The sequence below is a fragment of the Burkholderia sp. AU4i genome (assembly GCF_000466765.1).
Lineage (GTDB): Bacteria > Pseudomonadota > Gammaproteobacteria > Burkholderiales > Burkholderiaceae > Burkholderia > Burkholderia cepacia.
The window spans coordinates 20,812-44,762 of record NZ_ASSI01000065.1; the positions used below are offsets into that span (position 1 = coordinate 20,812).

Sequence of the window (23,951 nt, forward strand, 5' to 3'; positions counted from 1 at the left end):
GACGATGCGGGCGCCCGACGGCGCCCGTTTTCATTGCGGCGATCGTTATGCGATGTCGATCGGCAGCGACAGCCCGACCTTGACGCGCGACATCACGACCATCGTTTCGAAGTGACGAATGTTGTGGTGCTGCCGGAATACGCGCGTGGAAAACTCCTCGTAGTGGTCGATGTCGCGCATCGCGATCATCAGCACGAAATCGGCGCGCCCCGTCACCACATAACACTGCATGACTTCCGGCAGCGACTTCAGGAACCGCTTGAATTCGTCGAGCAGGTCGACCCGTTCGCGCTCGACCTGCACGAGGACGAGCATCGTCAACGGGAGGCCGACCTTGGTCGGATCGACGACGGAAACGTCCTGCTGGATATAGCGCTCGTCGCGCAGCCGCTTCACGCGGCGCAGGCATGCGGGCGGGCTCAGGCCGATCTCGGCGGCGAGCGCCTGGTTGGTGATCTGGTTGTCGTGCTGGAGGCGGGCGAGGATCCGCAGGTCGAAGTCGTCGAGCGGTGTGGCGGCGGAATTCATCGGATTTCCTTCGGAGAGAAAAAACGAAACAAACTCGCGAATGATGCCGCCCGATGTTTATCGGATTTCGCGACGGCTGCCGATAATCGTAGCACCCGTCAACGATGAAGCCGCGAGGAAAACATCATGCGTTTCCGACATCTGCTGCTGGCACCGCTCGTGCTGCTGGCGCCACTTGTGTCGCTTGTACCGGCCGTTCCCGCGTTCGGCGCGGATACGGTCGTCGTGGGTTTTGCCGGCGCGCTCACGGGTGCGCAGGCGCATTTCGGCGAGGACAGCGCGCGCGGCATTCGGCTCGCGATCGACGAAATCAACGCGGCGCACCCAAACGTCGCCGGGCATCCGGTCACGTTCGCGCTCGACGCGCAAGACGACCAGGCCGACCCGAAGGTCGCGACGACGGTCGCGCAGCGCTTCGTCGATACGCACGTCAGCGCCGTGATCGGCCACCAGAATTCGGGGACGTCGATCGCCGTCGCGCGGCTCTACGCGACGGCGAACATCGCGGAGCTGACGCCGTCGGCCACCAACCCGGCGTTCACGCGTCTCGGCTATCGCACCACGTTCCGGATGCTCGCGAACGACGACTTCCTCGGGCAGGCGGTCGCCCGCTATGCGGTCGAGCAGTTGCACGCGCGCCGCATCGGTGTCGTCGACGATCGCACGGCCTACGGGCAGGGCATCGCGGACGTGTTCGCCGGCGGGCTCGGGAACACGGGTGCCGCCGTGGTCGCACGCGAATACACGACCGACAAGGCGTTCGACTTCGGCGCGCCGCTGACGCTGATCAAGGGCCGTGCGCCCGACGCGATCTTCTTCGGCGGCATGGACACGCAGGGCGGGCCGATGCTCAAGCAGATGAAGAAGCTGCGGATCGCCGTGCCGCTGCTGGGTGGCGACGGTCTGTGCACGCACGAGATCCTGAAACTGGCCGGCGATGCGCTCGACGGCAACCTCGTGTGCGCAGACGGCGGCCGAAGCCTCGCGAAGATGCCGGGCGGCCCCGCGTTCGCGGCGCGCTTCACGCGGAAGTACGGCGCCCCCGTGCAGCTCTACGCACCGTACGCCTATGACGCGATGATGGCCGTCTACCACGCGGTGATGCTCGCGCAGTCCGCCGATCCGGCGAAGATCGTCGACGCGCTGCATCGCGTCGACTTCCAGGGCGTGACCGGCCGGATCGCGTTCGACGCGAACGGCGAGTTGCGCAATCCGGCGGCAACGATTTCGACGTTCAAGGGAGGCAACAAGGTGACTTTGTCGGAGGTAGTGAAATGAATACGCGGATTCTTCCGGTGGGCACCGCATCGCTGCGCGACGTCGCGCGGCCGGTCGGCGACGTAACCGATCCCGCCGTGCGCGAAGCCGCCGGCGCACTGCGCGCCGCGCTGCGCGCGTTTCGCGACGAACACGGTTTCGGCCGCGCGGTCGCCGCGCCGCAGATCGGCGTCGGGCAACGGATGATCGCGCTCGCGCTGGACGGCTGGCCCGACGTGATCGTGAACCCCGAAATCGTGTGGCACAGCGACGCGCGGATGACGCTGTGGGACGACTGCATGTGCTTTCCGGACCTGTTCGTGCGTGTCGAGCGCCACGCGTCGGTGAGCGTGCAGTACACGACGCTCGACGGCGAGCTGCATCGGCGCGACGCGCTGTCGCCCGATGTGTCGGAGCTGATGCAGCACGAGATCGACCATCTCGACGGCAAGCTGTCGTTCGATCGCGCGGCGGGGCCGAATGCGGTCGTGCATCGCAGCGTGTTCGACGCCGATCGCGCGTCGTTTGTCGCGCAGGTCGACTACGCGCCGCACGCGCCCGACGAGAAACGTTCGGCGCCGGAGCGCATTCAGTCCGGCGAAGCATCCGCGTATCCGCCGGGCGCCGCGTACATGAACGGCCGCTTCGTTCCGATCGCCGACGCGCGCGTGTCGGTGCTCGACTGGGGTTTCCTGCATTCCGACGTCACGTACGACACCGTGCACGTGTGGAACGGCCGCTTCTTCCGCCTCGACCGGCACATCGCGCGGTTCAGGCGCTCGCTGGCGCGGCTGCGGCTGGACGTACCGTTGAGCGACGACGCGCTGCGCGACATCCTCGTCGAATGCGTGCGCCGCTCGGGCCTGCGCAACGCATACGTAGAAATGCTGTGCACGCGCGGCGTATCGCCCACCTTCAGCCGCGACCCGCGCGACGCGGTCAACCAGTTCATCGCGTTCGCGGTGCCGTACGGCTCGGTCGCGAACGAGCGGCAGTTGCGCGAGGGCCTGCACCTGCATCTGGTCGACGACGTGCGGCGGATTCCGCCCGAATCGGTCGATCCGCAGATCAAGAACTACCACTGGCTCGACCTCGTCGCCGGGCTGCTGAAGGGGTATGACGCGGGTGCGGAGTCGGTCGTGCTGAAGTGCACGGACGGCAGCATCGCCGAAGGGCCCGGGTTCAACGTCTTCATCGTGCGCGACGGCCGGCTTCGGACGCCCGAGCGCGGCGTGCTGCACGGCATCACGCGGCAGACCGTGTTCGAGCTGGCGGCGTCGATGGGCATCGACGCGCAGGCTGGCCGTGTCGACGATGCGCAACTGCGCGAAGCGGACGAGGTGTTCATCACGTCGACAGCCGGCGGGATCATGCCCGTCACGCGGCTGAACGGCGCACCGATCGGCGACGGCCGGCCGGGCCCGATGACGCGCCGGCTGTTCGACGCGTACTGGGCGAAGCACGAGGATCCGGCGTGGAGCCTGGCGGTCGACTACGCGGCCAACTGCGCGGCCCACTCCGCGGCCGGCTGATCGCGGCGGCGCGGGCGCGATTTCCTTACCTCGCACGTAATCGACCGCCCGCGCGAGGCCGGCGACGATGACGGCACGCGAATACGAAACACGCAACGTTCGCGACCTCGTCCCCTCATCGACACAAGGAGCCTCGCCATGAACACCGCCCAATCCGCCTCGTCCGCCTCGTCCATTCACGCCGACCTGATCGAACGCTACTTCGACGCATGGAACGAACCCGACGTCGCGCGCCGCCGCGCGCTGATCGATGCGACCTATGCGAGCGACGCGGCCTATCGCGATCCGCTGATGGCCGGCGACGGCCACGCAGGCATCGACGCGATGATCGCGGCCGTGCAGGCACGCTTCCCCGCGTTCCGCTTTCGCCGCACGACCGACGTCGACGCGTTCGGCCAGCACCTGCGGTTCTCGTGGGCGCTCGTGTCGCCCGACGGCGCGGCGATCGTGAAGGGTTCGGACTTCGGCACGGTCGACGCGTCGGGCCGCCTCGCGACGATCACCGGTTTCATCGACGAGATGCCGGCCGCGGCGTCGTGACGTGAGCGATGCATGCGCAACGGCCGCCGGGATCGGGTAACGTTATGCGATTCGTTCCTGATCCTGGAGACTAGCCGACATGCTGAAGAATCTCGACCCGCTGCTGCACGCCGACATCCTGCACACGCTGCGTGCGATGGGGCACGGTGATGAAATCGCGATCTGCGATGCGAATTTCCCGGCGGAATCCGTCGCGGAGCACACGGTGGTCGGCCGCGCGTTGCGCATCGACGGCGCCGATTCGGCGCGCGTCGTGCGCGCGGTGCTGTCCGTGCTGCCGCTCGACACGTTCGTCGACACGCCCGCATGGCGGATGGAAGTCGTCGGCGACGCAGCCGCGGTGCCGCCCGTGCAGCGCGAAGTGCAGGCCGAGATCGATCGCGCGGAAGGGCGCGCGGTGCCGCTCGCGGGTATCGACCGTTTCGCGTTCTACGAGCGCGCGCAGCAGGCCTACGCGGTGATCGTCACCGGCGAGTTGCGCGGCTATGGCTGTTTCATCTTCAAGAAAGGGGTGTTGTTGAGCGACGCGGGCTAAACGCGGTTTTCAGTGCGTCGAGCCGCCGGCGCGGCCGCCGCAGTGTAAAGATTTGCTACAACCTTTTTCTTGGACACGGCGAAAAGACCCTCTATGCTGGCCCATTTGCCGCGCCCCCTTCGGGGCCGCGCGGCGTCGAACCGCCCGGGCGCGCCCGGGGCAAGCGGCCGAATTGCATACGAGGAGAGAGGCATGACGCGTACCGTCGATTCCGGCGTCATTTTTTTCGCACGCCTGGCGCTGGCGGCGTTGTTCTTGTGGGGCGGCATCATGAAGCTGCTCGGCTACAGCGATTTCATCGCGTATCTGCACGGGATGAACGTGCCCTATCAACAGGTCGTCGCGCCGATCGTCGTCGCGATCGAGGGGCTGGGCGGCCTGCTGCTGATCGTCGGCTACAAGGTACGGCCGCTCGCGTTGCTGATGGCGGTCTACACGATCGCGACCGCGATGGTCGGGCACAATTTCTGGGACGCGACGAGCGCCGCCGTCCAGCACGACATGGTGATTCACTTCTGGAAGAACGTCGCGATCGCCGGCGGGTTCCTGCTGCTGTTCGTCACCGGCGCCGGCGGCGCGAGCATCGACGCGCTGCGCCGGCCGAGTTCGTCGTACGGCGTGCTGCGTTGAACCGGGCTGACTCGCGCCGCCAGGCCGAGTCATAACAAAAGGGCCGAATCCCGCACGCCGCGGGATTCGGCCCTTCGTTCATCCGGCCGGCGCGTGCGCGCCGACGTTCAGCGTGCGTCCTTCACGTCCTTCGCATCCTTCGAGAACTGCACGGCGATCGCGCCGAGCACGCAGATCGCCGCGACGTACACGACCGGCGCGAGCGGATTCGATTTCATCATCAGCGACACGATTACCGGCGTGAGGCCGCCGAAGATCGCATACGCGACGTTGTACGAGAACGAGATGCCCGAGAAGCGCACGACGGCCGGGAAGCTCTTGACCATCACGAACGGCACCGCGCCGATCGTGCCGACCATGAAGCCCGCGATCCCGTAGTAGAGCGGCAGCGTCGACGCATCGGCCGCGACCTGCACGAACAGCAGGTAGTAGCACGCGGCCAGCCCGAGGCCGCCGATGCCGAGCACGCGCTTCGCGCCGATCCAGCCCGCGAGCGAACCGGCGGTGATGCAGCCGGCGGTCAGGCACAGCGTCGCGACGCTGTTCGCGAACAGTGTCGTCGCGGGCGTCAGGTGGAACTGCTTCTGCAGCAGCGCGGGCGTCATCAGGATCACGACGACGATCGCGGCCGACAGCATCCACGTGAGCAGCATCGACACGATTACCGCGCGGCCGTGGTCGCGCAGCACGGCCTTCAGCGGAATCTCGGCCGCGAGCGCCTTCTTCGCTTTCATCTCGGCGAACACCGGCGTTTCATGCAGCCAGCGGCGCAGGTACACGGAGAACAGGCCGAACACGCCGCCGAGCAGGAACGGGATGCGCCATGCGAACGCACCGACTTCGGCGGTCGAGTAGCGGCTGTTGATGCCGGCGGCGACGAGCGAGCCGAGCAGGATGCCGGCCGTCAGGCCCGCGGTCAGCGTGCCGCATGCATAGCCGATATGACGCGACGGCACGTGCTCGGACACGAACACCCACGCGCCCGGCACCTCGCCGCCGACCGCCGCGCCCTGCAGCACGCGGAACAGCAGCAGCAACACCGGCGCGAGGATGCCGATCGTGTCGTAGGTCGGCAGCAGGCCCATCAGCAGCGTCGGCACGGACATCATCAGCACGCTCAGCGTGAACATCCGCTTGCGGCCGAACAGGTCGCCGAAGTGCGCCATGATCACGCCGCCGAGCGGGCGCGCGAGATAGCCGGCCGCGAAGATGCCGAACGTCTGCAACTGGCGCAGCCAGTCGGGAATGTCGTGCGGGAAGAACAGTTGCCCAATCGCCGGCGCGAAGAACACGAAGATGATGAAGTCGTAGAACTCGAGGGCGCCGCCGAGTGCGGCAAGGCCAAGGGTCTTGTAGTCGCTGCGCGTGAGCGCGCGTTCGGCGGCGCGAGGCACGCCGCTCAATTCGGAAGCTTGCATGGTCAGGACGATCGGTTTTCGAATGTTGTTGTCGGTGCTGCGTCTCCAGGGCCCGCTATCGGCATGGACTGACAAGGCGCGGCTTGCATCGTCGAAGCGTGTCGTGTGCCGGGTGAGGCGCGCAACACGCGCCGCCGCACCGGGATGGGGCACGGCAGGGACGAAGCGTCAAAGCGGGTGGGAGGATTCTACAGGAGCGCGAAATGCGCGCGCGGGTGTGCGACGGGGAATGCTTCGGAGCGCGCGGCCGGGGCCGGGGCAAAAGCGCGTGCGGCGCGGGCGGCCGGTGAGCCGCTGACGCGCCGCGCGGGGCCGGGTTGCGTATCAGTTGCCGGCGATCGTATCGACCGGCTTGAACGTGCCGCGCTCGACCTTGTAGATCGTCACCGGCGCATCCTTCAGGTCGCCCTTCGCGTCGTACGCGATGCTCGGGGCCGACACGCCCTTGACCGACACCTTGCCGAGATACGGCGTGTACACCTTCGGGTCGGTCGAGTTCGCGTCCTTCATCGCGGTGAGCAGCGCGATCGTGCCGTCATACGAGTACGGCGAGTAGGTGATCACGTCTTCGTTGAAGCGCGCCTTGTAGCGTGCCGCGTAACCGGCGAAGCCCGGCATCTTCTCCTTCGGCAGCCCGCCCATGTAGACGATCGCGCCTTCGGCCGCGTCGCCGCCGACCTTCAGGAACGTCGGCGAGCGCGACATCTCGCCCGTCACGAACGCCGACTTCATCCCGAGCTGGCGCATCTTGCGGATCATCGGCGACGATTGCGCATCGCCGCCGCCGTAGAAGATCGCGTCCGGGTTCATTCCCTTGAGGTTGGTCAGGATCGCTGAGAAATCGAGCGCCTTGTCGTTCGTGAAGTCGCGCTTGATGATCGTGCCGCCCGCCGCCTCGACGGCTTTTGCGAATTCGTCGGCGATGCCCTGGCCGTAGGCCGTGCGGTCGTCGATGATCGCGATGCGCTTGAAGCGCAGCGTCTTCACCGCGTACGTGCCGACGATGCGGCCCGCTTGCGCGTCGCTCGTCAGCAGCCGGTAGGTCGTCTTGTAGCCGCGCGCGGTGTATTGCGGCGACGTGGCCATCGAGATCTGCGGCAGCCCCGCGCGATCGTACAGGTCGGACGCGGGAATGCTCGTGCCCGAGTTGAAGTGCCCGATGATCCCGCGGACGTTGTCGTCGATCAGCCGCTGAGCGACGGTCGTGCCCGTGCGCGGGTCGGCCTGGTCGTCCTGCGAATCGAGCTGGAACGTGACGGGCTTGCCGCCGATCGTCGGACGCGTCGCGTTGAAATCGGCGATCGCGAGCTGCACGCCCTTCTGCATGTCCGTGCCGTAGTTCGACTGCGGGCCGGTCAGCGGTGCGGCGAAACCGATCTTGACGACGTCGGCGGCAATGGCGTGCGCGCCCGACAGTGCGCAGGCAGCGGCCAGCGCGACGTGCGATACCTTCAGCTTCACTTTCACTTCCCCTTGATGGCGTGGTTGGGCCGCCGCCGGCTGGCGGGCCGGCACCGGTAAACCGGGCGAGACGGTTCGGTCGGCAGGCCGATGCGAGGGCCGTGCGTGCGTGCCGCGTGCTGCCCGGGCTGTGCCGGAATCGGCGTGTGTGGTGGCCGATGCCGCAGGCCCTGCACGCCGGTCGCTGCCGCGGCGGAAGGTCGTCTCGTGACCGTGAAGCGAAGTCTAGACAGCGAAAATGCGTGCGTCTTGCGCGTTCGGTGCGCGGCCGGCGACGATATCGGCATATCGTCGATAACCCTGATATATGCCGAAATCGTCACGACGAATGCGCAAACGCGCCAAGACGCTGTACGGTTGCATTTTTATGCTGGCGGATGCGGATGCGGATGCGGATGCGGATGCGGATGCGGATGCGGATGCGGATGCGGATGCGGATGCGCGGTGCCGGTGCTCCGGCAAGCCCGTGCGCTCATGGCATGTTGGCACCGGTGCATGCATGGCTGCGGCGTTGGCATAAGCGGATTCCCGGCCGGCCGTCGCATGCGCGGCGCAGTGGTTGTGCGCGCAACGTATGTGGCGTGTCGAAGCCGGTCGGCCGACGGCCCGACGTGACGGCTGCCGCCAACTTGCCCGCCCTTGCGATCGGCGCGACGCGATCGGAGGGGCGCTTCTATAATCGACGCCATCTGCCACTCGCCTTGCGGTTGCCCGGATGACGACCTTGCCAGCCGTACCGCCCATGAGCCTGTCCGATACGTTGCGCCACCAGCCCGACAACGCCGATCTCGGCGCGATGCTCGCGCACTTCCGCCTGCTCGAACCGGTATTCGATGCGCTGCCGGACGTCGCGTTCTTCGTGAAGGACGCGAACGGCCGCTACGCGCTCGTCAACCGCACGCTGGCGATGCGCTGCGGCTACAAGGACAAGCGTGACCTGCTCGGCAAGACGGCCGACGAAGTGTTTCCGCGCCGCTTCGGCCGCAGCTATTTCGAGCAGGACATGGCGACGATCAACGCGGGCCAGCAGTTGATGGACCAGCTCGAGCTGCACCTGTATCCGGGCCGCCAGCCGGGCTGGTGCCTGACCTGCAAGGAGCCGCTGCGCGATGCCGCAGGCAGGGTGGTCGGCCTCGCGGGCATCTCGCGCGACCTGAAGGCGCACGAGGGATCGCACCCGGCGTACAGCCGGCTCGCCGACGTGGTCCAGCACATCCAGGATCACTACGTACAGCCGCTGAACCTGAAGCAGCTTGCGCAGATGGCCGGGATGTCGGTCGCGCAGCTCGAACGCTACTTCCACAAGGTGTTCCACCTGACGCCGCGCCAGGTGCTGCTGAAGACGCGGCTGGATGCGGCCACCGCGCTGCTCGTCACGCACGACAAGGTGACCGACGTCGCGGCGCTATGCGGCTATACGGATCACAGCGCGTTCACGCGACAGTTCAAGGCGACGGTCGGCGTGACGCCGACGGAATACCGGTTGATGCTGCAGGAGCGGGCGGGGTGACGCGACGCGCCGAAAGGGCCGGCGAGTCGCAGGGATCGGGGCGATGCGGGAAAAGGGGGAGAGGGGAAGCGGTGAAAACCGCGGCTCAGCGGTAGCCGAGTCCTTTCAGGACGGCGGTGCCGTTTTCGGTCAGCCGGAAGCTGGGGGCCGTATCGGCGTCGAGCTTGACCATCTCGACGAGGCCGGCTTCCTGCAGCGCAGGCAGTTCGGGTTTGGCGTTCGCGCCGATCGGTGCGTGCAGGAGCACGAGCAGCGTCGCGATTTCATGATGACTGAGCAGGCGGCGCAGCATCGTCTTCTTTGCAGGGGGCGCGGCCGGGCGGCCCGCGGGTGCTTCTACGGCGCTCATCGCTTTCCTCCTTTTCGAGATAACTGTCGGGTACTGGTTGCGGATGGTGCCGTCGAAGACTTAAGCGATTCTTAAAACCGTGGCCGAGGACCGGATGCTGCGCTGCGGTACGGGTTACGGGATGTAACGTCAGACGGCGCGCGGGTCCCGGCCCGATCGCGGCAAGCCGCGCGGGCGGGTGCGCTGCCGCGCGATTCACCACGATGGTGCGTGCGGGATGCGGCCCTTTGAGTCAGCCGCGGGGCACGAATGTGATTCGGCCCCGAAATTCTGGTTCGTCTCTTTCTCTTATTTCCTGTGCTGTGCCTGCGCGGCCAGGCGCACGGCCGCGTTTGCCGCCCCGTAGCCGTCGTATCCGCCACGCCGCTCGACGATCTCGAGCGAGAAGCGGTTGTCGACCAGTTCTGTATACGCGTGCAGGAATTCGCCGCCGTGCTCGTCGCGGTCGTACAGCAGGTGATGCGTGCTCAGCGTGTCGATCAACTCGTCCGGCAGCGCGTAGCGTGCGGCGAGATCGTCGTAGTAGTTCGGCGGAATGCGCAGGAACGGAATGCCGTCGGCCGCGAACGCGGCGATCGTTTTCACGATGTCGTCCGTGCGGAACGCCACGTGGTTCAGCCCCGTGCCGTGATAGCGGTCGAGCGATTCGGCGACCGCCGTGTGCCGGTCGACCGACGCGTTCAGCGCGATCCGCACCGAGCCGTCGGCGCTGCGCACCGCGCGGCTGCGCATCAGCCCGTACGGGTCGGGCACGAGCCAGCTGCGCTCGGCCTCGAAGCCGAAGGCCGTCTTGAAGAACAGGATCCACGTATCGAGCGCGTCGGCCGGCAGCGCCAGGCACACGTGATCGATGCCCGTCAGCGGGCCGACCTCGCTCGGGCCGTCGATGTCGGTCAGCACGAAGTCCGACTCATACAGCGTCGGCGCGTTCGGCGCTTCGTCGACGAAATACTCGAGGCTGCCGTCCGGTGCCTGCACGCTCGGCAGCACGCGTTCGTTCGGCCCGACGCGGCCGGAGAACGGCGCATAGCCGAAACCGGCCGCGCGTTCGAACGCCACTTTCGCGTCGTCGACGCGGAATGCCGAAGCACACAGCGACAGCCCGTGCTGCTGGAAGAACGCATCGGCGAACGAGTCGCGTTCCGCGTTCAGCACGATCGACGCGGCGCCGTGCTGGAACAGCGTCACATCCTTCGACCGATGCCGGCCCGCGAGCCGGAAGCGCATCCGGCCGAGCCATTCGCCGACGGTTGCCGCGGCCTGTGCGTCGACCGCGAATTCGATGAACTGGAACCCGACGTGCGCGGGCGGCGCCGGCGGCGCGAACAGCGGCTGGCTGGCGGCCGGCGCGCGGCCGTCCCGGGCGAGCCGCTCGCGTGTCAGTTCTTCCAGGTAGAGCAGCGAGCGATGGCCGTCGGCGGCCGTGATCGCGGTCGGCGCCGCGCGGAAGCCGTCGTTGAAGATCTCGAGCGACAGCGGCCCCGTGTAGCCCGATTCGATCACGCGCGCGGTGAAGCGCGCGAGGTCGAAGTCGCCCTGGCCCGGGAACGAGCGGAAATGGCGGCTCCATTCGAGTACGTCCATCGCGAGCTTCGGCGCATCGGCGATCTGCACGAACGCGATCCGGTCGCCGGGGATGTCGGCGATCGCGTCTGGAGAATCGTCGAGCGACAGCGTATGGAAGCTGTCGAGCGCAAGGCCGAGGTGCGGGCTGTTCACGGCATTCACGAGTTGCCACGCATGGCCGTACCGCTTCACGACTCGGCCCCACGCGAGCGCTTCGTACGCGGCGACCACGCCGGCTTGCCGCGCGGCTTCCGCGAGCGCGCCGAGCTGGTCGACGAGCAGCCCGTCGTCGGCGATCGTGTCGGCCGACACGTTGCTGCACACCAGGATGCGGTCGGTGCCGAGCGCGTGCATCACGTCGAACTTGCGCTTGATGCGGTCGAGGTTGCGGGCGAGCTGGGCTGCGCTCACGCCCTCGAAGTCACGAAATGGCTGGAACAGCACGATGTCGAGGCCGAGATCGGCGGCCATGCGCCGGACGTCGGCCGGCGATCCGTCGAAGTAGACGAGGTCGTTTTCGAAGATTTCGACGCCGTCGAAGCCGGCGGCCTTGATGGCGGCGAGCTTCCCGGCGAGCGTGCCGGACAGTGACACGGTGGCGATCGAGCGCTGCATGGGCGAATCCTGCGGATGAGCGGGACACGGCGCCGGTCGAATCGACCCTGAATGAACCAGTCGTTGAATTAACGAAGAACGCCATATCCCGAATTTACTGGGTAAGTGATGCGTATTGTACAAACTAACTAGGTGGTACAAATTAGCGAAAACCCGAAAAGACATTGCGCTTTCGCAAGCGCACACTAGCGCCAAATCTTGACGTCAGGGGGCGAAGTCGGCTAGCGATGCGCCCCCGTTTTAGGAGCAGAAACACCATGAGCAAGCCCAAGGTGCTGGTGCTGAACGGCCCGAACCTGAATCTGCTGGGGACGCGCGAGCCCCATATCTACGGCGCGGAAACGCTCGCCGACGTCGAGCAGCGCTGCCGAACGGCCGCTGAAGCGCTCGGGCTGGAAATCGACTTCCGCCAGTCGAACGCCGAGCACCAGTTGATCGACTGGCTGCACGCCGCGCGTCACGATACGCACGGCATCGTGATCAACCCGGCTGCCTATACGCATACGTCGGTGGCGCTGGCCGACGCGCTTTCCGCGATCGCGAAACCGGTGATCGAAGTTCATATCTCGAACGTGCATCGCCGCGAGGCGTTCCGCCACCATTCCTATGTGTCGGCGGTTGCCGAAGCCGTGATCTGCGGCTGCGGCACCGAAGGCTACGTGTTCGCGCTGCAGCGTCTGGCGACGCTGTTCGCGCAGGGAGCCGCGCGATGAGCCGCCCGTCGTTTCTGATCGGCCTGATCGGCCAGGGCATCGGCGGATCGCTGTCGCCGGCGATGCACGAGGAAGAAGGTTTCCGCCAGGGGTTCGGTTATGTCTACCGGCGGATCGACCTCGACGTGCTCGGCGTGACCGTCGACGCACTGCCGCAACTGCTCGATGCCGCGCAGCGGATGGGCTACAACGGCCTGAACATCACGCATCCGTGCAAGCAGCGCGTGATCGAGCACCTCGACGCGCTGTCGGACGATGCGCGTGCGCTCGGCGCGGTGAACACCGTGTTGTTCAAGGACGGCAAGCGGATCGGCCACAACACCGACTGGTCGGGCTTCGCGAAATCGTTCCGCCGCGGGTTGCCCGACGCGTCGCTCGAACGCGTCGTCCAGCTCGGCGCGGGCGGCGCGGGCGCGGCCGTGGCGCACGCCGCGCTGCAGATGGGCGCGGCCGAACTTACGATTTTCGATGTCGACGGCGCGCGCGCCGCCGATCTCGCGGCTGAGCTGCAGCAACGCTTCCCTGCGGCACGCGTTGTACAGGGCGGCGATCTCGCGGACGCGATGCGCGCCGCGACGGGCCTGATCCACGCGACGCCGACAGGCATGGCCAAGCATCCGGGCCTGCCACTGCCGGCCGAGCTGCTCCACGCGGGCATGTGGGTGGCCGACATCGTGTATTTCCCGCTCGAAACCGAACTGGTCCGCGCCGCGCGCGCGGCCGGCTGCGCGACGCTGCCGGGAGGCGGGATGGCCGTGTACCAGGCCGTCGATGCGTTCGAGATCTTCACCGGACGAACGCCGGACGACGAACGAATGTTCGAACACTTTCAGTCGCTGGTCGCACGCTGACCCTTCAACCGACTAGCTGAAAAAAGAGATCAGGAGACAATCATGCAGCACACCACCCACTCGAACGCCGCGACCGCGGCGGCCGGCACGGTCCGGCGCACCTCGGCGCGCTACAAGATTCTCGCGTTGCTCGCCATCGGCACGATGATCAACTATCTCGACCGCACCGTGCTGGGGGTGGCTGCACCGCAGCTCACCAAGGAGCTCGGCATCAATGCGGCCGTGATGGGCATCATGTTCTCCGCGTTTTCGTGGACGTACGTCGCGATGCAGGTGCCCGGCGGCCTGTTCCTCGACCGCTTCGGCAGCAAGATCACCTATTACTGGTCGATGACGCTGTGGTCGCTGTGCACGTTCCTGCAGGGCTTCGTGCCGGGCGTCGCGACGCTGTTCGCATGCCGGCTCGGGCTCGGCGTGACGGAGGCGCCGTGCTTCCCGACCAACAGCCGGGTCGTCGCGACGTGGTTCCCGCAGAACGAGCGCGCGATGGCGACCGGTACGTATACGGTCGGCGAGTACATCGGCCTCGCGTTCTTCAGCCCGGTGCTGTTCGCCCTGATGGGCGCGTTCGGCTGGCGCTCGCTGTTCTGGGTCGTCGGCGCGATCGGCATCGCGTTCGGCCTGGTCTGGTGGAAGTTCTATCATGAGCCGCGCAACCATCCGGGCGCCAACTCGGAGGAGCTTGCGTATATCGAGGCGGGCGGCGGTCTCGTGCACGGTGCACGCAAGGACGGCGACAAAGGCGCCAAGGGCGCGCAGAAGAAGTTCAGCTGGGCAATGGCCGGCAAGCTGCTGAAGAAGCGCCAGCTCGCGGGCATCTGCCTCGGCCAGTTCGCCGGCAATTCGACGCTGGTGTTCTTCCTGACCTGGTTCCCGACCTACCTCGCCACCGAGCGCCACATGGGCTGGCTGAAGATCGGCTTCTTCGCGGTGATGCCGTTCATTGCCGCATCGGTCGGCGTGATGTTCGGCGGGATCTTCTCCGACTGGCTGCTGCGTCGCGGCAAGTCCGCGAACCTCGCGCGCAAGCTGCCGATCATCGCGGGCCTGCTGCTCGCGTCGACGATCATTCTCGCGAACTACGTGCAGAGCAACGAGGCCGTGATCGCAATCATGTCGGTCGCGTTCTTCGCGCAAGGGATGGCCGCACTCGGCTGGACCCTCGTGTCGGACATCGCGCCGGACGGCCTGCTCGGCGTGACGGGCGGCATTTTCAACTTCGCGGCGAACCTCGCCGGCATCATCACGCCGCTCGTGGTCGGCTTCATCGTCGCGTCGACCGGCTCGTTCGTCGGCGCGCTCGTGTTCATCGGCGTGATCGCGCTGATCGGTGCGCTGTCTTACATCTTCGTCGTCGGCGACATCAAGCGGATCGAACTGTAGGCATCGCCTCCACGCGCATCCTGTGCGTTCGCCCGGCGGCCGGTTGGCCGCCGGGCTTTTTTGTTGGCGCGACGCGTTGCGTGCACCCTTATGCGTGCTGCACCGCGATACCGAGCGATTCGACCGCCTGCGCGATCGCCGCGACCGCGCGCCGGATATCGTTGGCGTCGATCGCACCGATGCAGCCGACGCGGAACGTCTCGAGCTGCGTGAGCTTGCCCGGATACAGGATGAAGCCGGCATCGCGCACGGCGTCGTAGAAGCGGCGGAAATCGTAGGCCGGATGGTCGGGCGCGTGGAACGTGACGATCACCGGCGCCTGCACGTTCGCATCGAGGAACGGCGCGAAGCCGAGCGCGCGCATCGATTCGACCAGCGTCCGGCAGTTGTCCGCGTAGCGCGCACCGCGCGCCGGCTGGCCGCCTTCGGCGAGATACTGATCGAGCGCGGCGCGCAGCGCGGCGATCACGTGCGTCGGCGGCGTGAAGCGCCACTGGCCCGTCTTGCGCAGGTATGCGTACTGATCGTGGAGATCGAGCGCGAGCGACGGCGAATTGCCTTCGCCGGCCTCGAGCGCATCGCGCCGCACGATCGCGAACCCCATCCCCGGCACGCCTTCGAGACATTTGCCGCTTGCCGAGATCAGCGCATCGATGCCGCTGCCCGCCAGCGCGATCGGCAGCGCGCCGAACGAGCTCATCGCGTCGACGATCAGCCGCTTGCCGTGGCGTCGGCACACGGCGGCGATGTCGTCGAGCGGGTTCAGGATGCCGGCGCTCGTCTCCAGATGCACCTGCGCGACGTGCGTGATGCGCGGCTCGCGCGCGAACGCGGCTTCGATCGCGGCCGGATCGACGGCCGCATCCTCGCCGAACGGCAAAGCGATCGCTTCGATTCCGAGCCGGCCCAGGATCTTCAGGATGCGCGCGCAATACGCGCCGTTGTCGGGCACCAGCACGACGCCGTCGCGCGGCACCAGCGTACCGAGCGCGGCTTCGACCGAGAACGTGCCGCTGCCCTGCATCGGTACGCACACGTACTCGTCGCCGCCATGCGCAATGGCGACGAGGTCCGCGCAGACGCTGGCCGTCAGTTGATTGAAAGCGGCATCCCACGAGCCCCAGTCATGTTGCATTGCGTGGCGGGTTGTGGCGGAGGTGGTGAGCGGGCCGGGCGTAAGAAGAATCGGATCGGACATGGTTTTTCCTTGCAAAGGTCGAAAGAAACGCCGGGCGGCATTTCTGAATGACTTGCATGATATTGGCAAAATGTGTCATTTTTTGGAAATTGTGGCATTCGTCACGGGTTTGTCATCGAACGCTGTGATCCTTCGCTTGCCGCGAGAAACCTGACCTCGGCGCGGCGGCGAGGCAGGCCGTTGATCGGCCTGCCCGGAGATAACAGGAGAGCCGGATCGTGCCCCGGCCATTTGGTGTTCCGCCTACGGAGAAGTGAGATGACACTGCAGAATTCCTCGCGCGCCGCTGCCGGCGCGTTCCGCAAGCTTGCACTGGCCGCCACCGTCGCCGGTCTGATGGGCGCCGCGTTGCCCGTGCATGCGGCGAGCGCGGTCGTGCTGTACACGGCGGACGGTCTCGAGAACCTCTATCGCGATGTGCTGCCGGCGTTCGAGAAGAAGGAAGGCGTCAAGGTCAACATCGTGACGGCGGGCAGCGGCGAAGTCGTCAACCGCGCGAACATCGAGAAGAATTCCCCGAAGGCCGACGTGATCGTCACGCTGCCGCCTTTCATTCAGCAAGCCGGCCAGATGGGCCTGCTGCAGGCGTACCAGAGCGTGAACTACAAGAACGTGCCGGCGATCGCGAAGGCGGAAGACGGCACGTGGGCGACGTTCGTGAACAACTACTTCTCGTTCGCGATCAACCCGGACGTCGTGAAGAACCAGCCGAAGACGTTCGCCGACCTGCTGTCGCCGGCCTATGCGGGCAAGGTCGCGTACTCGAACCCGGCCACGGCCGGCGACGGGATGGCCGTGCTGATCCTGACGACGTCGCTGATGGGCGAGGACAAGGCGTTCGACTACCTCGCGAAGCTGTCGCAGAGCGTGAAGTTCCACACGAAGGGCACGGGCTACCTGAACGTGCTGCTGTCGCGTAACGAGATCAGCGTCGCGAACGGCGACCTGCAGATGGACCTCGACGATGCCGAACACGGCGCGCTGTCCGTCAAGCCGATCTTCCTGGCCGCGAAGGACGGCGACCAGCCGACCACGTTCCAGCTCCCGTACGGCATCGGCCTGATCAAGAGCGGCCCGAACCAGGACGCCGGCAAGAAGCTGATCGACTATCTGATGTCGACGGAAGTGCAGTCGAAGGTGCCGGACATGTACGGCATCCCGGGCCGCACGGACGTGCCGCTGGCCGGCAAGAACGGCGAAGCGGTCAAGAAGGCGATCGCGGGCGTGAAGCTGATCCCGGTCGACTGGACCCAGGTGATGGCGAAGAAGCCGGTGTGGATCGAGCGCTGGAAGAAGGACGTGATCGGCAGCTCGGGCAAGCAGCTCGACGTCGTCAAGCCGAAGTGATCGGCGCACGCCGCCTGTATTCGTGAGCAAGAGGATGAACCCGGTGGAAACCACCCTGACCCATCCCGGCGCATTCGGCGCCGCCGAACCGCGAGCAACGCTGCGGTCCGGCGCGCCGGGCGGCGTGCAGATCGAACACCTGAGCGTGCGCTACGGCGCACGCACGGTGCTGGAAGATCTGTCGCTGTCGATCGGTGCCGGTGAATTTCTGACCGTGCTCGGCAAGAGCGGCTGCGGCAAGACCACGCTGCTGCGCTTCATCGCCGGGTTCGTGAAGGCCGACGGCCTGACCGGCACGCTGACCGTTGCCGGACGCGACCTGACCTACGCGCCGCCGCACAAGCGCAATCTCGGTCTGCTGTTCCAGAATTACGCGCTGTTCCCGCACCTGTCGGTGTTCGAGAACGTCGCCTTCGGGCTGCGCGCGCGCGGCATGGCGTCGTCGGAAGTGACGCGCCGTGTCGCCGATGCGCTGAAGCTCGTGCAACTCGGCGATGCGGGCCATCACCTGCCCGCGCAGTTGTCGGGCGGAATGCAGCAGCGCGTCGCGCTGGCGCGCGCGCTCGTGATCGAGCCGGACGTGCTGCTGCTCGACGAGCCGCTGTCGGCGCTCGACGCCAACCTGCGCGCGTCGGTGCGCAGCGAACTGAAGGCGCTGCACGAGCGCCTGCCGAACCTGACCGTCGTCTGCGTGACCCATGACCGCGACGACGCGCTCGTGCTGTCCGACCGCGCGCTGCTGATGCGCGACGGCCACATCGCGCAGCTCGGCACGCCGCAGCAGCTGTACGACGCGCCGCGGGACGGCTACGTCGCGCGTTATCTCGGCCCGGCGAACCTGCTGCCGCCGCACGTGATCTTCCCGCTCGGCGATCCGCGCCATGAAGTGCGTGGCAAGGTGGCGTGCGTGCGCCCCGAGCGCCTGACCGTGATGCCGCCCGCCGCGGGCGGGCTGCACGGCACGGTGTCGTCCGTCGAATGGCAGGGCGCGGACCTGTCGATCGCGGTCACGATCGATGCGGCGCCCGACGAGCCCGTGCGCGTCACGATGCAACGCGGCCGCGGCGCGGCTCCCGAGCGCGGTGCGCGCGTTTCCCTGCATTGCGAGGCAGACGATGTCGTCCTTATCGAGCCCTGAAGCCGGCCTGCCGCCGCACGTGCTCGCGTCGGCCGCCGCGCACGCCGCCGCCGCGCGGCGCCGCAAGCGCATGGGTGACCTGCACCTCGCCGCGCTCGCGATCGTCGTGCTGGGCCCGCTCGTCGTCTATCCGCTGGTACGGCTCGTGCTGCTGAGCGTGTCGGGCGACCACGGGCTGAGTTTCGCCGCGTACCGGACGTTCTTCGGCAACCCCGACACCCGCAACGTGCTGCTGACCACGCTCGGCGTGCTGTTCGCGAGCGCCGGCACCGCGTCGGTGCTCGGTGTACTGCTGGCCGCGCTGCTGTTCTTCAAGCCGTTTCCGGGCGCGTCGCTCGTCACGCGCTTCCTGGAGCTGTACGTCGCGTTTCCGTCGTTCCTCGTCGCGTTCACGCTGATCTTCCTGTACGGCTCGCAAGGCTCGATCAGCATCGCGCTGCAGCACCTGTTTCATCTCGAAAATGCGCCGCTCGATTTCCTGTTCGGCATCGGCGGCGTGATTCTCGCGCAGACCGTGTTCTATACGCCGTTCGTCGTGCGGCCGACGCTCGCATCGTTCGCGACGCTCGATTTGCGGCTGATCGAAGCCGCGCGCAGCCTCGGCGCGTCCGGCTGGATGCTCGCCCGCCGCGTCGTGCTGCCGATCGCGTGGCCGGGCATCGCCGCCGGCACCGTGCTGTGCTTCCTGCTGACGCTGAATGAATTCGGGATTCTGCTCGTGCTCGGCAGCGCGCGGCTCGTCACGCTGCCGGTCGCGATCTACAGCAGCGCGACCGTCGACCTCGACCTGCCGACCGCGTCGGCCGGCGCGGTGGTGATGCTCGCGCTGTCGCTGGCGCTGTATGCGGTTTATCGCCGGGTGAACCGGCGCGCGACGGGAGGGAACGATGTCCGCTGAATTCCGTATCGGGCAGGGCGTGCCGCGCCACCAGATCGGCTGGGGCGACACGGTGCTCAAGCATGCATCGCGCGCGGCGCTCGCGCTGGCCGCGTTCGCGTGCTTCTGGCTGTTCGTGTTGCCGGTCATCGTCGTCGCGCTGTCGAGCGTGTCGACGCAGTGGTCGGGCACGATCTTGCCGGCCGGTTACAGCCTGCGCTGGTTCGAGCGGCTCGGGTCGCCGGAATACGACGCGCTGCTGACGAGCCTCGAAATCGGCTTCGGCGTGTCGGCGGTCGGCACGGTCCTCGGGCTGTGGCTCGCGCTGGCGCTCGAAGGGCGCGACCGGCGCGGCCTCGGCGCGGTGGTCGATGCCCTCGTGATGGTGCCGAACGGCGTGCCGAGCGTCGTGCTCGGGCTCGCGGTGCTGATCGCGTATCACCAGAAGCCGGTCGACCTGTCGAGCTCGGCGGCGATCGTCGTGCTCGTGCAGCTCGCGCTGATCTTGCCGTTCTGCTATCGCTGCGCGGCCGCGGCGCTGCGTCCGGAGCTGACCGTGCTGCGCGAAGCGGCGGCGAGCCTCGGCGCGCCGCCCGCGATGGTGCTGCGCCGCGTGCTGCTGCCGCAGCTGGTGCCGGCGCTGCGCGCGAGCCTCGCACTCGGCTTCGCGCTGTCGCTCGGCGAGCTCGGTGCGACGCTGACGGTTTATCCGCCCGGCTTCGCGACCGTGCCGATCGTCGTGATCGGCCAGGTGGAGCGGGGGTATTACCTTCCGGCGTCGGCGCTGTCGCTGCTGATGCTGGGCGCGTCGCTCGCGGCGCTGCTGCTGATCGCCGCGCGCGTGCCGCGCGGCAAGCGGGTGGCATCATGAACGCCGCGTTCGCATTGCGCCAACCTGGCGACGCGTCGGCGGCCGGTATCCCGACGGCGCTTGCGGGTCGCTCGGTCGACGTCAACGGCCGGCACTACCGGCTGCCGGTCGAGCCGACCGTCGTCGTCTGCGTCGACGGCTGCGAGTACGACTATCTCGAACGGGCGGTGGAAGCGGGTGTCGCGCCGTTCATCGGCCGGATGATCGCGGAAGGCACGGCCTGGCGCGCCGATTGCGTCGTGCCGACCTTCACCAACCCGAACAACCTGTCGATCGTCTGCGGCGTGCCGCCGTCGGTTCACGGAATCTGCGGCAACTATTTCTGGGACCCGGCCGCCGACGGCGGGCGTGGCGCCGAAGTCATGATGAACGACCCGGCCTACCTGCGGGCCGGCACGTTGCTCGCGGCGGCGTCCGACGCCGGTGCGCGGGTGGCCGTCGTGACGGCGAAGGACAAGCTGCGCCGGCTGCTCGGCTGGCAGATGAACGGCATCTGCTTTTCGGCCGAGAAGGCCGCGCAGGCGAATCTCGCCGAAAACGGGATCGTCGACGTGCTCGACTGGGTCGGCCTGCCGTCGCCGGACGTCTACAGTGCGGCGCTGTCCGAATTCGTGTTCGCGGCCGGCGTGCGGCTTGCGCAGACGCGCCAGGTCGACCTGATGTACCTGTCGACCACCGATTACGTGCAGCACAAGTGCGCGCCGGGCAGTGCCGGCGCGAACGCGTTCTACGCGATGATGGACGGTTATCTGGCGCAGCTCGACGCGCTCGGCTGGGCGATCGGGCTGACGGCCGACCACGGGATGAACGCGAAGCACGATCCCGCGACGGGCCGGCCGAACGTCATCTATCTGCAGGATGCCTTCGACGGGTGGTACGGCGCGCAGGCTGCGCGCGTGATCCTGCCGATCACGGATCCGTACGTCGTGCACCACGGCGCGCTCGGCTCGTTTGCCACGGTCTATCTGGCGCAGGGCGTCGACCGGGCCGAGGCGATGTGGCGCGTCGGCGGCCTCGACGGCGTCGAGCTCGTGCTCGACAACGCGGAAGCCGCGGCACGTTTCGAGCTGCCGGCCGACCGGATCGGCGATCTCGTCGTGATCGGCCGCCGCGACATGACGCTCGGCACGCGCGAGCGCGAACACGATCTGTCGGGCCTCACGGTGCCGCTGCGTTCGCATGGCGGCGTGTCGGAGCAGGAAGTACCGCTGCTGTTCAATCGCCGTATCGAGCCGGTCGATCCTGCGCGTCGCCCGCGCAATTTCGACGTGTTCGATTTCGTGCTGAACCGGGTCGCGACATGATGGCTCACCCCCGACACGATCACCCGGCGTTTCGCGCGGAGGCGCTGCGCTGGTGCGGCACGCGCGCGACGCGCGAACGCACGCTCGACGTCATGGACCCTTACACGGGCACGCGCGTCGGTACGGTGCCGCTCGCGAGCGTCGACGACGTGCGAGCGGCATTCGACTACGCGATGGCGTACCGGCCGACGCTCACGCGTTACGAGCGTTCGGAGATCCTCGAACGCGCGGCTGCGCTGTTGCGCGAGCGTACCGAGGAAGCGTCCGACCTGATCACGCTCGAGTCGGGGCTGTCGAAACAGGACTCCCGCTACGAGATCGGCCGTGTGGCCGACGTGTTGAAGTTCGCGGCGGTCGAGGCGCTGCGCGACGATGCGCAGAGTTTCTCGTGCGACCTGACGCCTCATGGCAAGGCCCGCCGCGTGTTTTCGCAGCGGCAGCCGCTCGATGGCGTGATCGTTGCGATCACGCCGTTCAATCATCCGATGAACCAGGTGGCGCACAAGATCGCGCCGGCGATCGCGACCAACAACCGCGTGATCGTGAAGCCGTCGGAGAAGGTGCCGCTGTCGGCGCTCTATCTGGCCGACCTGCTGGTTGAAGCCGGTCTGCCGGAGCCGATGCTGCAGGTGCTGACCGGCGATCCGCGCGAGATCGCGGACGAGCTTGTCACGCACCCGCATGCGTCGCTGATTACCTTCACGGGCGGCGTGGCGATCGGCAAGGCGATTGCCGCGCGGGCCGGCTACCGCCGCATCGTGCTGGAACTGGGTGGCAACGATCCGTTGATCGTCCTCGACGATGCCGATCTCGAACGCGCGGCGTCGCTGGCGGTGCTCGGGTCGTACCGGAATTCGGGCCAGCGCTGCACGGCCGTCAAGCGGATGCTGGTGCAGCGCTCGATCGCGCCCGCCTTCACCGAATTGCTCGTCGAGAAGACGCGCGCATGGAAGTACGGCGATCCGTTTGATCCCGCGAACGAAATGGGCACGGTGATCGACGAGGACGCGGCGCGGCTGTTCGAGGCGCGGGTCGGGGAGGCGGTCGCGCAAGGCGCGAGGCTGTTGACGGGCAACGTGCGGCGCGGCGCGCTGTATGCGCCGACCGTGCTCGACAACGTCGATCCATCGATGACGATCGTGCGCGAGGAGACCTTCGGCCCGGTATCGCCGGTGATTGCGTTCGACACGATCGACGACGCGATCCGTATCAGCAACGGGACGGCGTTCGGGCTGTCGTCGGGTGTCTGTACGGACAGCACGGCGGCGGTGGTGCGGTTCGTGAACGAGCTGAACGTCGGCACGGTGAATGTATGGGAAGTGCCCGGATACAGGATCGAGCTGTCGCCGTTCGGCGGGATCAAGGACTCGGGGCTCGGATACAAGGAGGGCGTTCAGGAGGCGATGAAAAGCTTCACGAACCTGAAGACGTTTTCGCTGCCTTGGGAGTGAATGAATGGCATTGACGGTGGAAGATATCCACGGGTTGTATCGCGAGCATGGTCATGTGGCCTATAGCGGTGAACCGGTCACGCAGCTCGAGCATGCATTGCAGAGCGGATTGCTGGCGGAAGAGGCGGGGGCTGATGAAGCGCTGGTTGCGGCGGCGTTCCTGCACGATCTCGGGCACCTGCTGAATCGCCAGGGCGAGACGCCGAGTGCGCGCGGGATCGACGATCTGCACCAGTATTACGTGCTGCCGTTCCTGCGTCCGCTGTTTTCCGACGCGGTGCTGGAGCCGATCCGGCTGCACGTCGACGCAAAGCGCTGCCTGTGCCGCACGGACGCCGGCTACTTCGAGAGCCTGTCGCCGGACTCGGTGCGCAGTCTCGCGCTGCAGGGCGGCATCTTCAGTGAGGAGGAGACGGCGGCGTTCCTGCAGCGCCCGTTCGCGGAGGATGCGCTGCGTCTGCGCCGCTGGGACGATACGGCAAAGGAAGAGGGCAAGGTGACGCCTGATCTCGATCACTATATGGAGATCGTCGCGCGCCAGGCGCGCGCAGGGTGACCGGTTGAGTTGCTTCTATATATAAGACCCCGCACGCGACAGCGTGCGGGGTCTTATATTTTTTGAGAAACCCCTTGCGCAGTTCGAAGAGGGTGCTTAGAATCACGCCTCTTTCGCGCTAACGGAAACGCAGCGCGGGAGAGGGAAGCGAAGCTGGTGGTGTGCTGCAGTGATGGGCGCGCGGCTGGCTTGGAAGTTGAACCCCGCAGTCGCAACGATGCAGTGTAAAAAGTTGTTGACGAGCTGCGAAACACGGTTCATAATCTCGTTTCTCTGCTGCTGAAAACGCAGCGCTGCCAGGAAACACGAAGTTCCTCGCAG

At 67.0% G+C, this 23,951-nt stretch carries 24 protein-coding genes; 17 read left to right on the forward strand and 7 right to left on the reverse strand.

Annotation, left to right across the window (positions count from 1 at the left end; genetic code table 11):
• Positions 1-45: 45 nt before the first annotated feature.
• Complete coding sequence (locus L810_RS15860) at positions 46-528, reverse strand: Lrp/AsnC family transcriptional regulator (RefSeq protein WP_042974910.1); 483 nt, start codon at positions 526-528, stop codon at positions 46-48.
• Positions 529-654: 126 nt separating this feature from the next.
• Between L810_RS15860 and L810_RS15865 the strand changes: the two genes are divergently transcribed.
• From L810_RS15865 to L810_RS15885, 5 genes are all read left to right on the forward strand, one after another.
• Positions 655-1,806 carry a branched-chain amino acid ABC transporter substrate-binding protein gene (locus L810_RS15865; protein WP_042974912.1) on the forward strand — a complete coding sequence of 384 codons (1,152 nt, stop codon included), beginning with the start codon at positions 655-657 and terminating at the stop codon, positions 1,804-1,806.
• Positions 1,803-3,317 (forward strand): aminotransferase class IV, encoded by a 1,515-nt coding sequence (locus L810_RS45230; protein ID WP_021159303.1) that lies wholly within the window; start codon positions 1,803-1,805, stop codon positions 3,315-3,317. The genes L810_RS15865 and L810_RS45230 overlap by 4 nt, the downstream gene beginning before the upstream one ends.
• Positions 3,318-3,455: 138 nt before the next feature.
• A complete protein-coding gene (locus L810_RS15875) occupies positions 3,456-3,857 on the forward strand; it encodes a nuclear transport factor 2 family protein (protein ID WP_021159304.1) in 402 nt (133 codons plus the stop codon).
• A gap of 79 nt (positions 3,858-3,936) precedes the next feature.
• A complete protein-coding gene (locus L810_RS15880) occupies positions 3,937-4,392 on the forward strand; it encodes an RbsD/FucU family protein (RefSeq protein ID WP_021159305.1) in 456 nt (151 codons plus the stop codon).
• Between the two features lie 192 nt (positions 4,393-4,584).
• Positions 4,585-5,022, forward strand: a complete 438-nt coding sequence (locus tag L810_RS15885; protein WP_021159306.1) for a DoxX family protein — start codon at positions 4,585-4,587, stop codon at positions 5,020-5,022.
• Positions 5,023-5,129: 107 nt separating this feature from the next.
• Here the strand turns inward: L810_RS15885 and L810_RS15890 are convergent, their stop codons facing one another.
• Both L810_RS15890 and L810_RS15895 read right to left on the reverse strand, forming a co-directional pair.
• Positions 5,130-6,440, reverse strand: coding sequence for an MFS transporter (locus tag L810_RS15890; protein ID WP_042974914.1), 1,311 nt, complete (start codon positions 6,438-6,440; stop codon positions 5,130-5,132).
• Positions 6,441-6,764: 324 nt separating this feature from the next.
• Positions 6,765-7,901, reverse strand: coding sequence for a branched-chain amino acid ABC transporter substrate-binding protein (locus L810_RS15895; protein WP_021159308.1), 1,137 nt, complete (start codon positions 7,899-7,901; stop codon positions 6,765-6,767).
• 307 nt (positions 7,902-8,208) lie between these two features.
• On the opposite strand from L810_RS15895, the gene L810_RS47280 reads away from it, so the two are divergent.
• A complete protein-coding gene (locus L810_RS47280) occupies positions 8,209-8,421 on the forward strand; it encodes a hypothetical protein (protein WP_155836278.1) in 213 nt (70 codons plus the stop codon).
• Positions 8,422-8,616: 195 nt separating this feature from the next.
• Complete coding sequence (locus tag L810_RS15905; protein ID WP_021159310.1) at positions 8,617-9,411, forward strand: AraC family transcriptional regulator; 795 nt, start codon at positions 8,617-8,619, stop codon at positions 9,409-9,411.
• 85 nt (positions 9,412-9,496) lie between these two features.
• Here the strand turns inward: L810_RS15905 and L810_RS15910 are convergent, their stop codons facing one another.
• Both L810_RS15910 and L810_RS15915 read right to left on the reverse strand, forming a co-directional pair.
• Positions 9,497-9,760 (reverse strand): hypothetical protein, encoded by a 264-nt coding sequence (locus L810_RS15910; RefSeq protein ID WP_021159311.1) that lies wholly within the window; start codon positions 9,758-9,760, stop codon positions 9,497-9,499.
• A 288-nt stretch (positions 9,761-10,048) separates the two neighbouring features.
• Positions 10,049-11,941 carry a bifunctional sugar phosphate isomerase/epimerase/4-hydroxyphenylpyruvate dioxygenase family protein gene (locus L810_RS15915; RefSeq protein ID WP_021159312.1) on the reverse strand — a complete coding sequence of 631 codons (1,893 nt, stop codon included), beginning with the start codon at positions 11,939-11,941 and terminating at the stop codon, positions 10,049-10,051.
• Positions 11,942-12,198: 257 nt separating this feature from the next.
• Between L810_RS15915 and aroQ the strand changes: the two genes are divergently transcribed.
• The 3 genes from aroQ to L810_RS15930 are packed head-to-tail and all read left to right on the forward strand — an operon-like array spanning position 12,199 to position 14,888.
• Positions 12,199-12,654 carry a type II 3-dehydroquinate dehydratase gene (gene aroQ, locus L810_RS15920; RefSeq protein WP_021159313.1) on the forward strand — a complete coding sequence of 152 codons (456 nt, stop codon included), beginning with the start codon at positions 12,199-12,201 and terminating at the stop codon, positions 12,652-12,654.
• Positions 12,651-13,505: a shikimate dehydrogenase gene (locus L810_RS15925; protein WP_042974916.1), complete on the forward strand. Its 855-nt coding sequence runs from the start codon at positions 12,651-12,653 to the stop codon at positions 13,503-13,505. The genes aroQ and L810_RS15925 overlap by 4 nt, the downstream gene beginning before the upstream one ends.
• Positions 13,506-13,547: 42 nt before the next feature.
• On the forward strand, positions 13,548-14,888 hold the full coding sequence (locus tag L810_RS15930; protein WP_042974918.1) for an MFS transporter: 1,341 nt from the start codon (positions 13,548-13,550) through the stop codon (positions 14,886-14,888).
• An 88-nt stretch (positions 14,889-14,976) separates the two neighbouring features.
• Here L810_RS15930 and L810_RS15935 read toward each other — a convergent pair whose 3' ends face one another.
• Positions 14,977-16,086 (reverse strand): 2-aminoethylphosphonate--pyruvate transaminase, encoded by a 1,110-nt coding sequence (locus tag L810_RS15935; protein ID WP_021159314.1) that lies wholly within the window; start codon positions 16,084-16,086, stop codon positions 14,977-14,979.
• A gap of 258 nt (positions 16,087-16,344) precedes the next feature.
• Here L810_RS15935 and phnS point away from each other — a divergent pair, with 258 nt between their 5' ends.
• From phnS to L810_RS15970, 7 genes are read left to right on the forward strand one after another with little or no spacing between them, the layout of a single operon-like run.
• Entirely contained in the window at positions 16,345-17,433 is a 1,089-nt protein-coding gene (gene phnS, locus L810_RS15940) for a 2-aminoethylphosphonate ABC transporter substrate-binding protein (RefSeq protein WP_021159315.1), read from the forward strand.
• A 34-nt stretch (positions 17,434-17,467) separates the two neighbouring features.
• Entirely contained in the window at positions 17,468-18,571 is a 1,104-nt protein-coding gene (phnT, locus tag L810_RS15945; protein ID WP_042974920.1) for a 2-aminoethylphosphonate ABC transport system ATP-binding subunit PhnT, read from the forward strand.
• On the forward strand, positions 18,549-19,469 hold the full coding sequence (locus L810_RS15950; protein ID WP_021159317.1) for a 2-aminoethylphosphonate ABC transporter permease subunit: 921 nt from the start codon (positions 18,549-18,551) through the stop codon (positions 19,467-19,469). The genes phnT and L810_RS15950 overlap by 23 nt, the downstream gene beginning before the upstream one ends.
• Positions 19,459-20,319: a 2-aminoethylphosphonate ABC transport system, membrane component PhnV gene (gene phnV / locus L810_RS15955; protein ID WP_021159318.1), complete on the forward strand. Its 861-nt coding sequence runs from the start codon at positions 19,459-19,461 to the stop codon at positions 20,317-20,319. Before L810_RS15950 ends, phnV begins: the two co-directional genes overlap by 11 nt.
• A complete protein-coding gene (gene phnA, locus L810_RS15960; RefSeq protein WP_021159319.1) occupies positions 20,316-21,623 on the forward strand; it encodes a phosphonoacetate hydrolase in 1,308 nt (435 codons plus the stop codon). Before phnV ends, phnA begins: the two co-directional genes overlap by 4 nt.
• Entirely contained in the window at positions 21,620-23,074 is a 1,455-nt protein-coding gene (gene phnY, locus L810_RS15965; protein WP_021159320.1) for a phosphonoacetaldehyde dehydrogenase, read from the forward strand. Before phnA ends, phnY begins: the two co-directional genes overlap by 4 nt.
• A gap of 4 nt (positions 23,075-23,078) precedes the next feature.
• Positions 23,079-23,630, forward strand: a complete 552-nt coding sequence (locus tag L810_RS15970) for a phosphonate degradation HD-domain oxygenase (RefSeq protein WP_021159321.1) — start codon at positions 23,079-23,081, stop codon at positions 23,628-23,630.
• Positions 23,631-23,732: 102 nt separating this feature from the next.
• Here L810_RS15970 and L810_RS48695 read toward each other — a convergent pair.
• Positions 23,733-23,951 (reverse strand): hypothetical protein (locus tag L810_RS48695; RefSeq protein WP_218921734.1); only part of this gene is annotated, 219 nt, incomplete at its 5' end.

What these genes read in the sequence shown, in the direction of transcription:
- L810_RS15860 (WP_042974910.1), bottom strand. Translation starts at nt 528, where the DNA reads ATGAATTCCGCCGCCACACCGCTCGACGACTTCGACCTGCGGATCCTC.
- L810_RS15865 (WP_042974912.1), top strand. Translation starts at nt 655, where the DNA reads ATGCGTTTCCGACATCTGCTGCTGGCACCGCTCGTGCTGCTGGCGCCA.
- L810_RS45230 (WP_021159303.1), top strand. Translation starts at nt 1,803, where the DNA reads ATGAATACGCGGATTCTTCCGGTGGGCACCGCATCGCTGCGCGACGTC.
- L810_RS15875 (WP_021159304.1), top strand. Translation starts at nt 3,456, where the DNA reads ATGAACACCGCCCAATCCGCCTCGTCCGCCTCGTCCATTCACGCCGAC.
- L810_RS15880 (WP_021159305.1), top strand. Translation starts at nt 3,937, where the DNA reads ATGCTGAAGAATCTCGACCCGCTGCTGCACGCCGACATCCTGCACACG.
- L810_RS15885 (WP_021159306.1), top strand. Translation starts at nt 4,585, where the DNA reads ATGACGCGTACCGTCGATTCCGGCGTCATTTTTTTCGCACGCCTGGCG.
- L810_RS15890 (WP_042974914.1), bottom strand. Translation starts at nt 6,440, where the DNA reads ATGCAAGCTTCCGAATTGAGCGGCGTGCCTCGCGCCGCCGAACGCGCG.
- L810_RS47280 (WP_155836278.1), top strand. Translation starts at nt 8,209, where the DNA reads ATGCCGAAATCGTCACGACGAATGCGCAAACGCGCCAAGACGCTGTAC.
- L810_RS15905 (WP_021159310.1), top strand. Translation starts at nt 8,617, where the DNA reads ATGACGACCTTGCCAGCCGTACCGCCCATGAGCCTGTCCGATACGTTG.
- L810_RS15910 (WP_021159311.1), bottom strand. Translation starts at nt 9,760, where the DNA reads ATGAGCGCCGTAGAAGCACCCGCGGGCCGCCCGGCCGCGCCCCCTGCA.
- L810_RS15915 (WP_021159312.1), bottom strand. Translation starts at nt 11,941, where the DNA reads ATGCAGCGCTCGATCGCCACCGTGTCACTGTCCGGCACGCTCGCCGGG.
- aroQ (WP_021159313.1), top strand. Translation starts at nt 12,199, where the DNA reads ATGAGCAAGCCCAAGGTGCTGGTGCTGAACGGCCCGAACCTGAATCTG.
- L810_RS15925 (WP_042974916.1), top strand. Translation starts at nt 12,651, where the DNA reads ATGAGCCGCCCGTCGTTTCTGATCGGCCTGATCGGCCAGGGCATCGGC.
- L810_RS15930 (WP_042974918.1), top strand. Translation starts at nt 13,548, where the DNA reads ATGCAGCACACCACCCACTCGAACGCCGCGACCGCGGCGGCCGGCACG.
- L810_RS15935 (WP_021159314.1), bottom strand. Translation starts at nt 16,086, where the DNA reads ATGTCCGATCCGATTCTTCTTACGCCCGGCCCGCTCACCACCTCCGCC.
- phnS (WP_021159315.1), top strand. Translation starts at nt 16,345, where the DNA reads ATGACACTGCAGAATTCCTCGCGCGCCGCTGCCGGCGCGTTCCGCAAG.
- phnT (WP_042974920.1), top strand. Translation starts at nt 17,468, where the DNA reads ATGAACCCGGTGGAAACCACCCTGACCCATCCCGGCGCATTCGGCGCC.
- L810_RS15950 (WP_021159317.1), top strand. Translation starts at nt 18,549, where the DNA reads ATGTCGTCCTTATCGAGCCCTGAAGCCGGCCTGCCGCCGCACGTGCTC.
- phnV (WP_021159318.1), top strand. Translation starts at nt 19,459, where the DNA reads ATGTCCGCTGAATTCCGTATCGGGCAGGGCGTGCCGCGCCACCAGATC.
- phnA (WP_021159319.1), top strand. Translation starts at nt 20,316, where the DNA reads ATGAACGCCGCGTTCGCATTGCGCCAACCTGGCGACGCGTCGGCGGCC.
- phnY (WP_021159320.1), top strand. Translation starts at nt 21,620, where the DNA reads ATGATGGCTCACCCCCGACACGATCACCCGGCGTTTCGCGCGGAGGCG.
- L810_RS15970 (WP_021159321.1), top strand. Translation starts at nt 23,079, where the DNA reads ATGGCATTGACGGTGGAAGATATCCACGGGTTGTATCGCGAGCATGGT.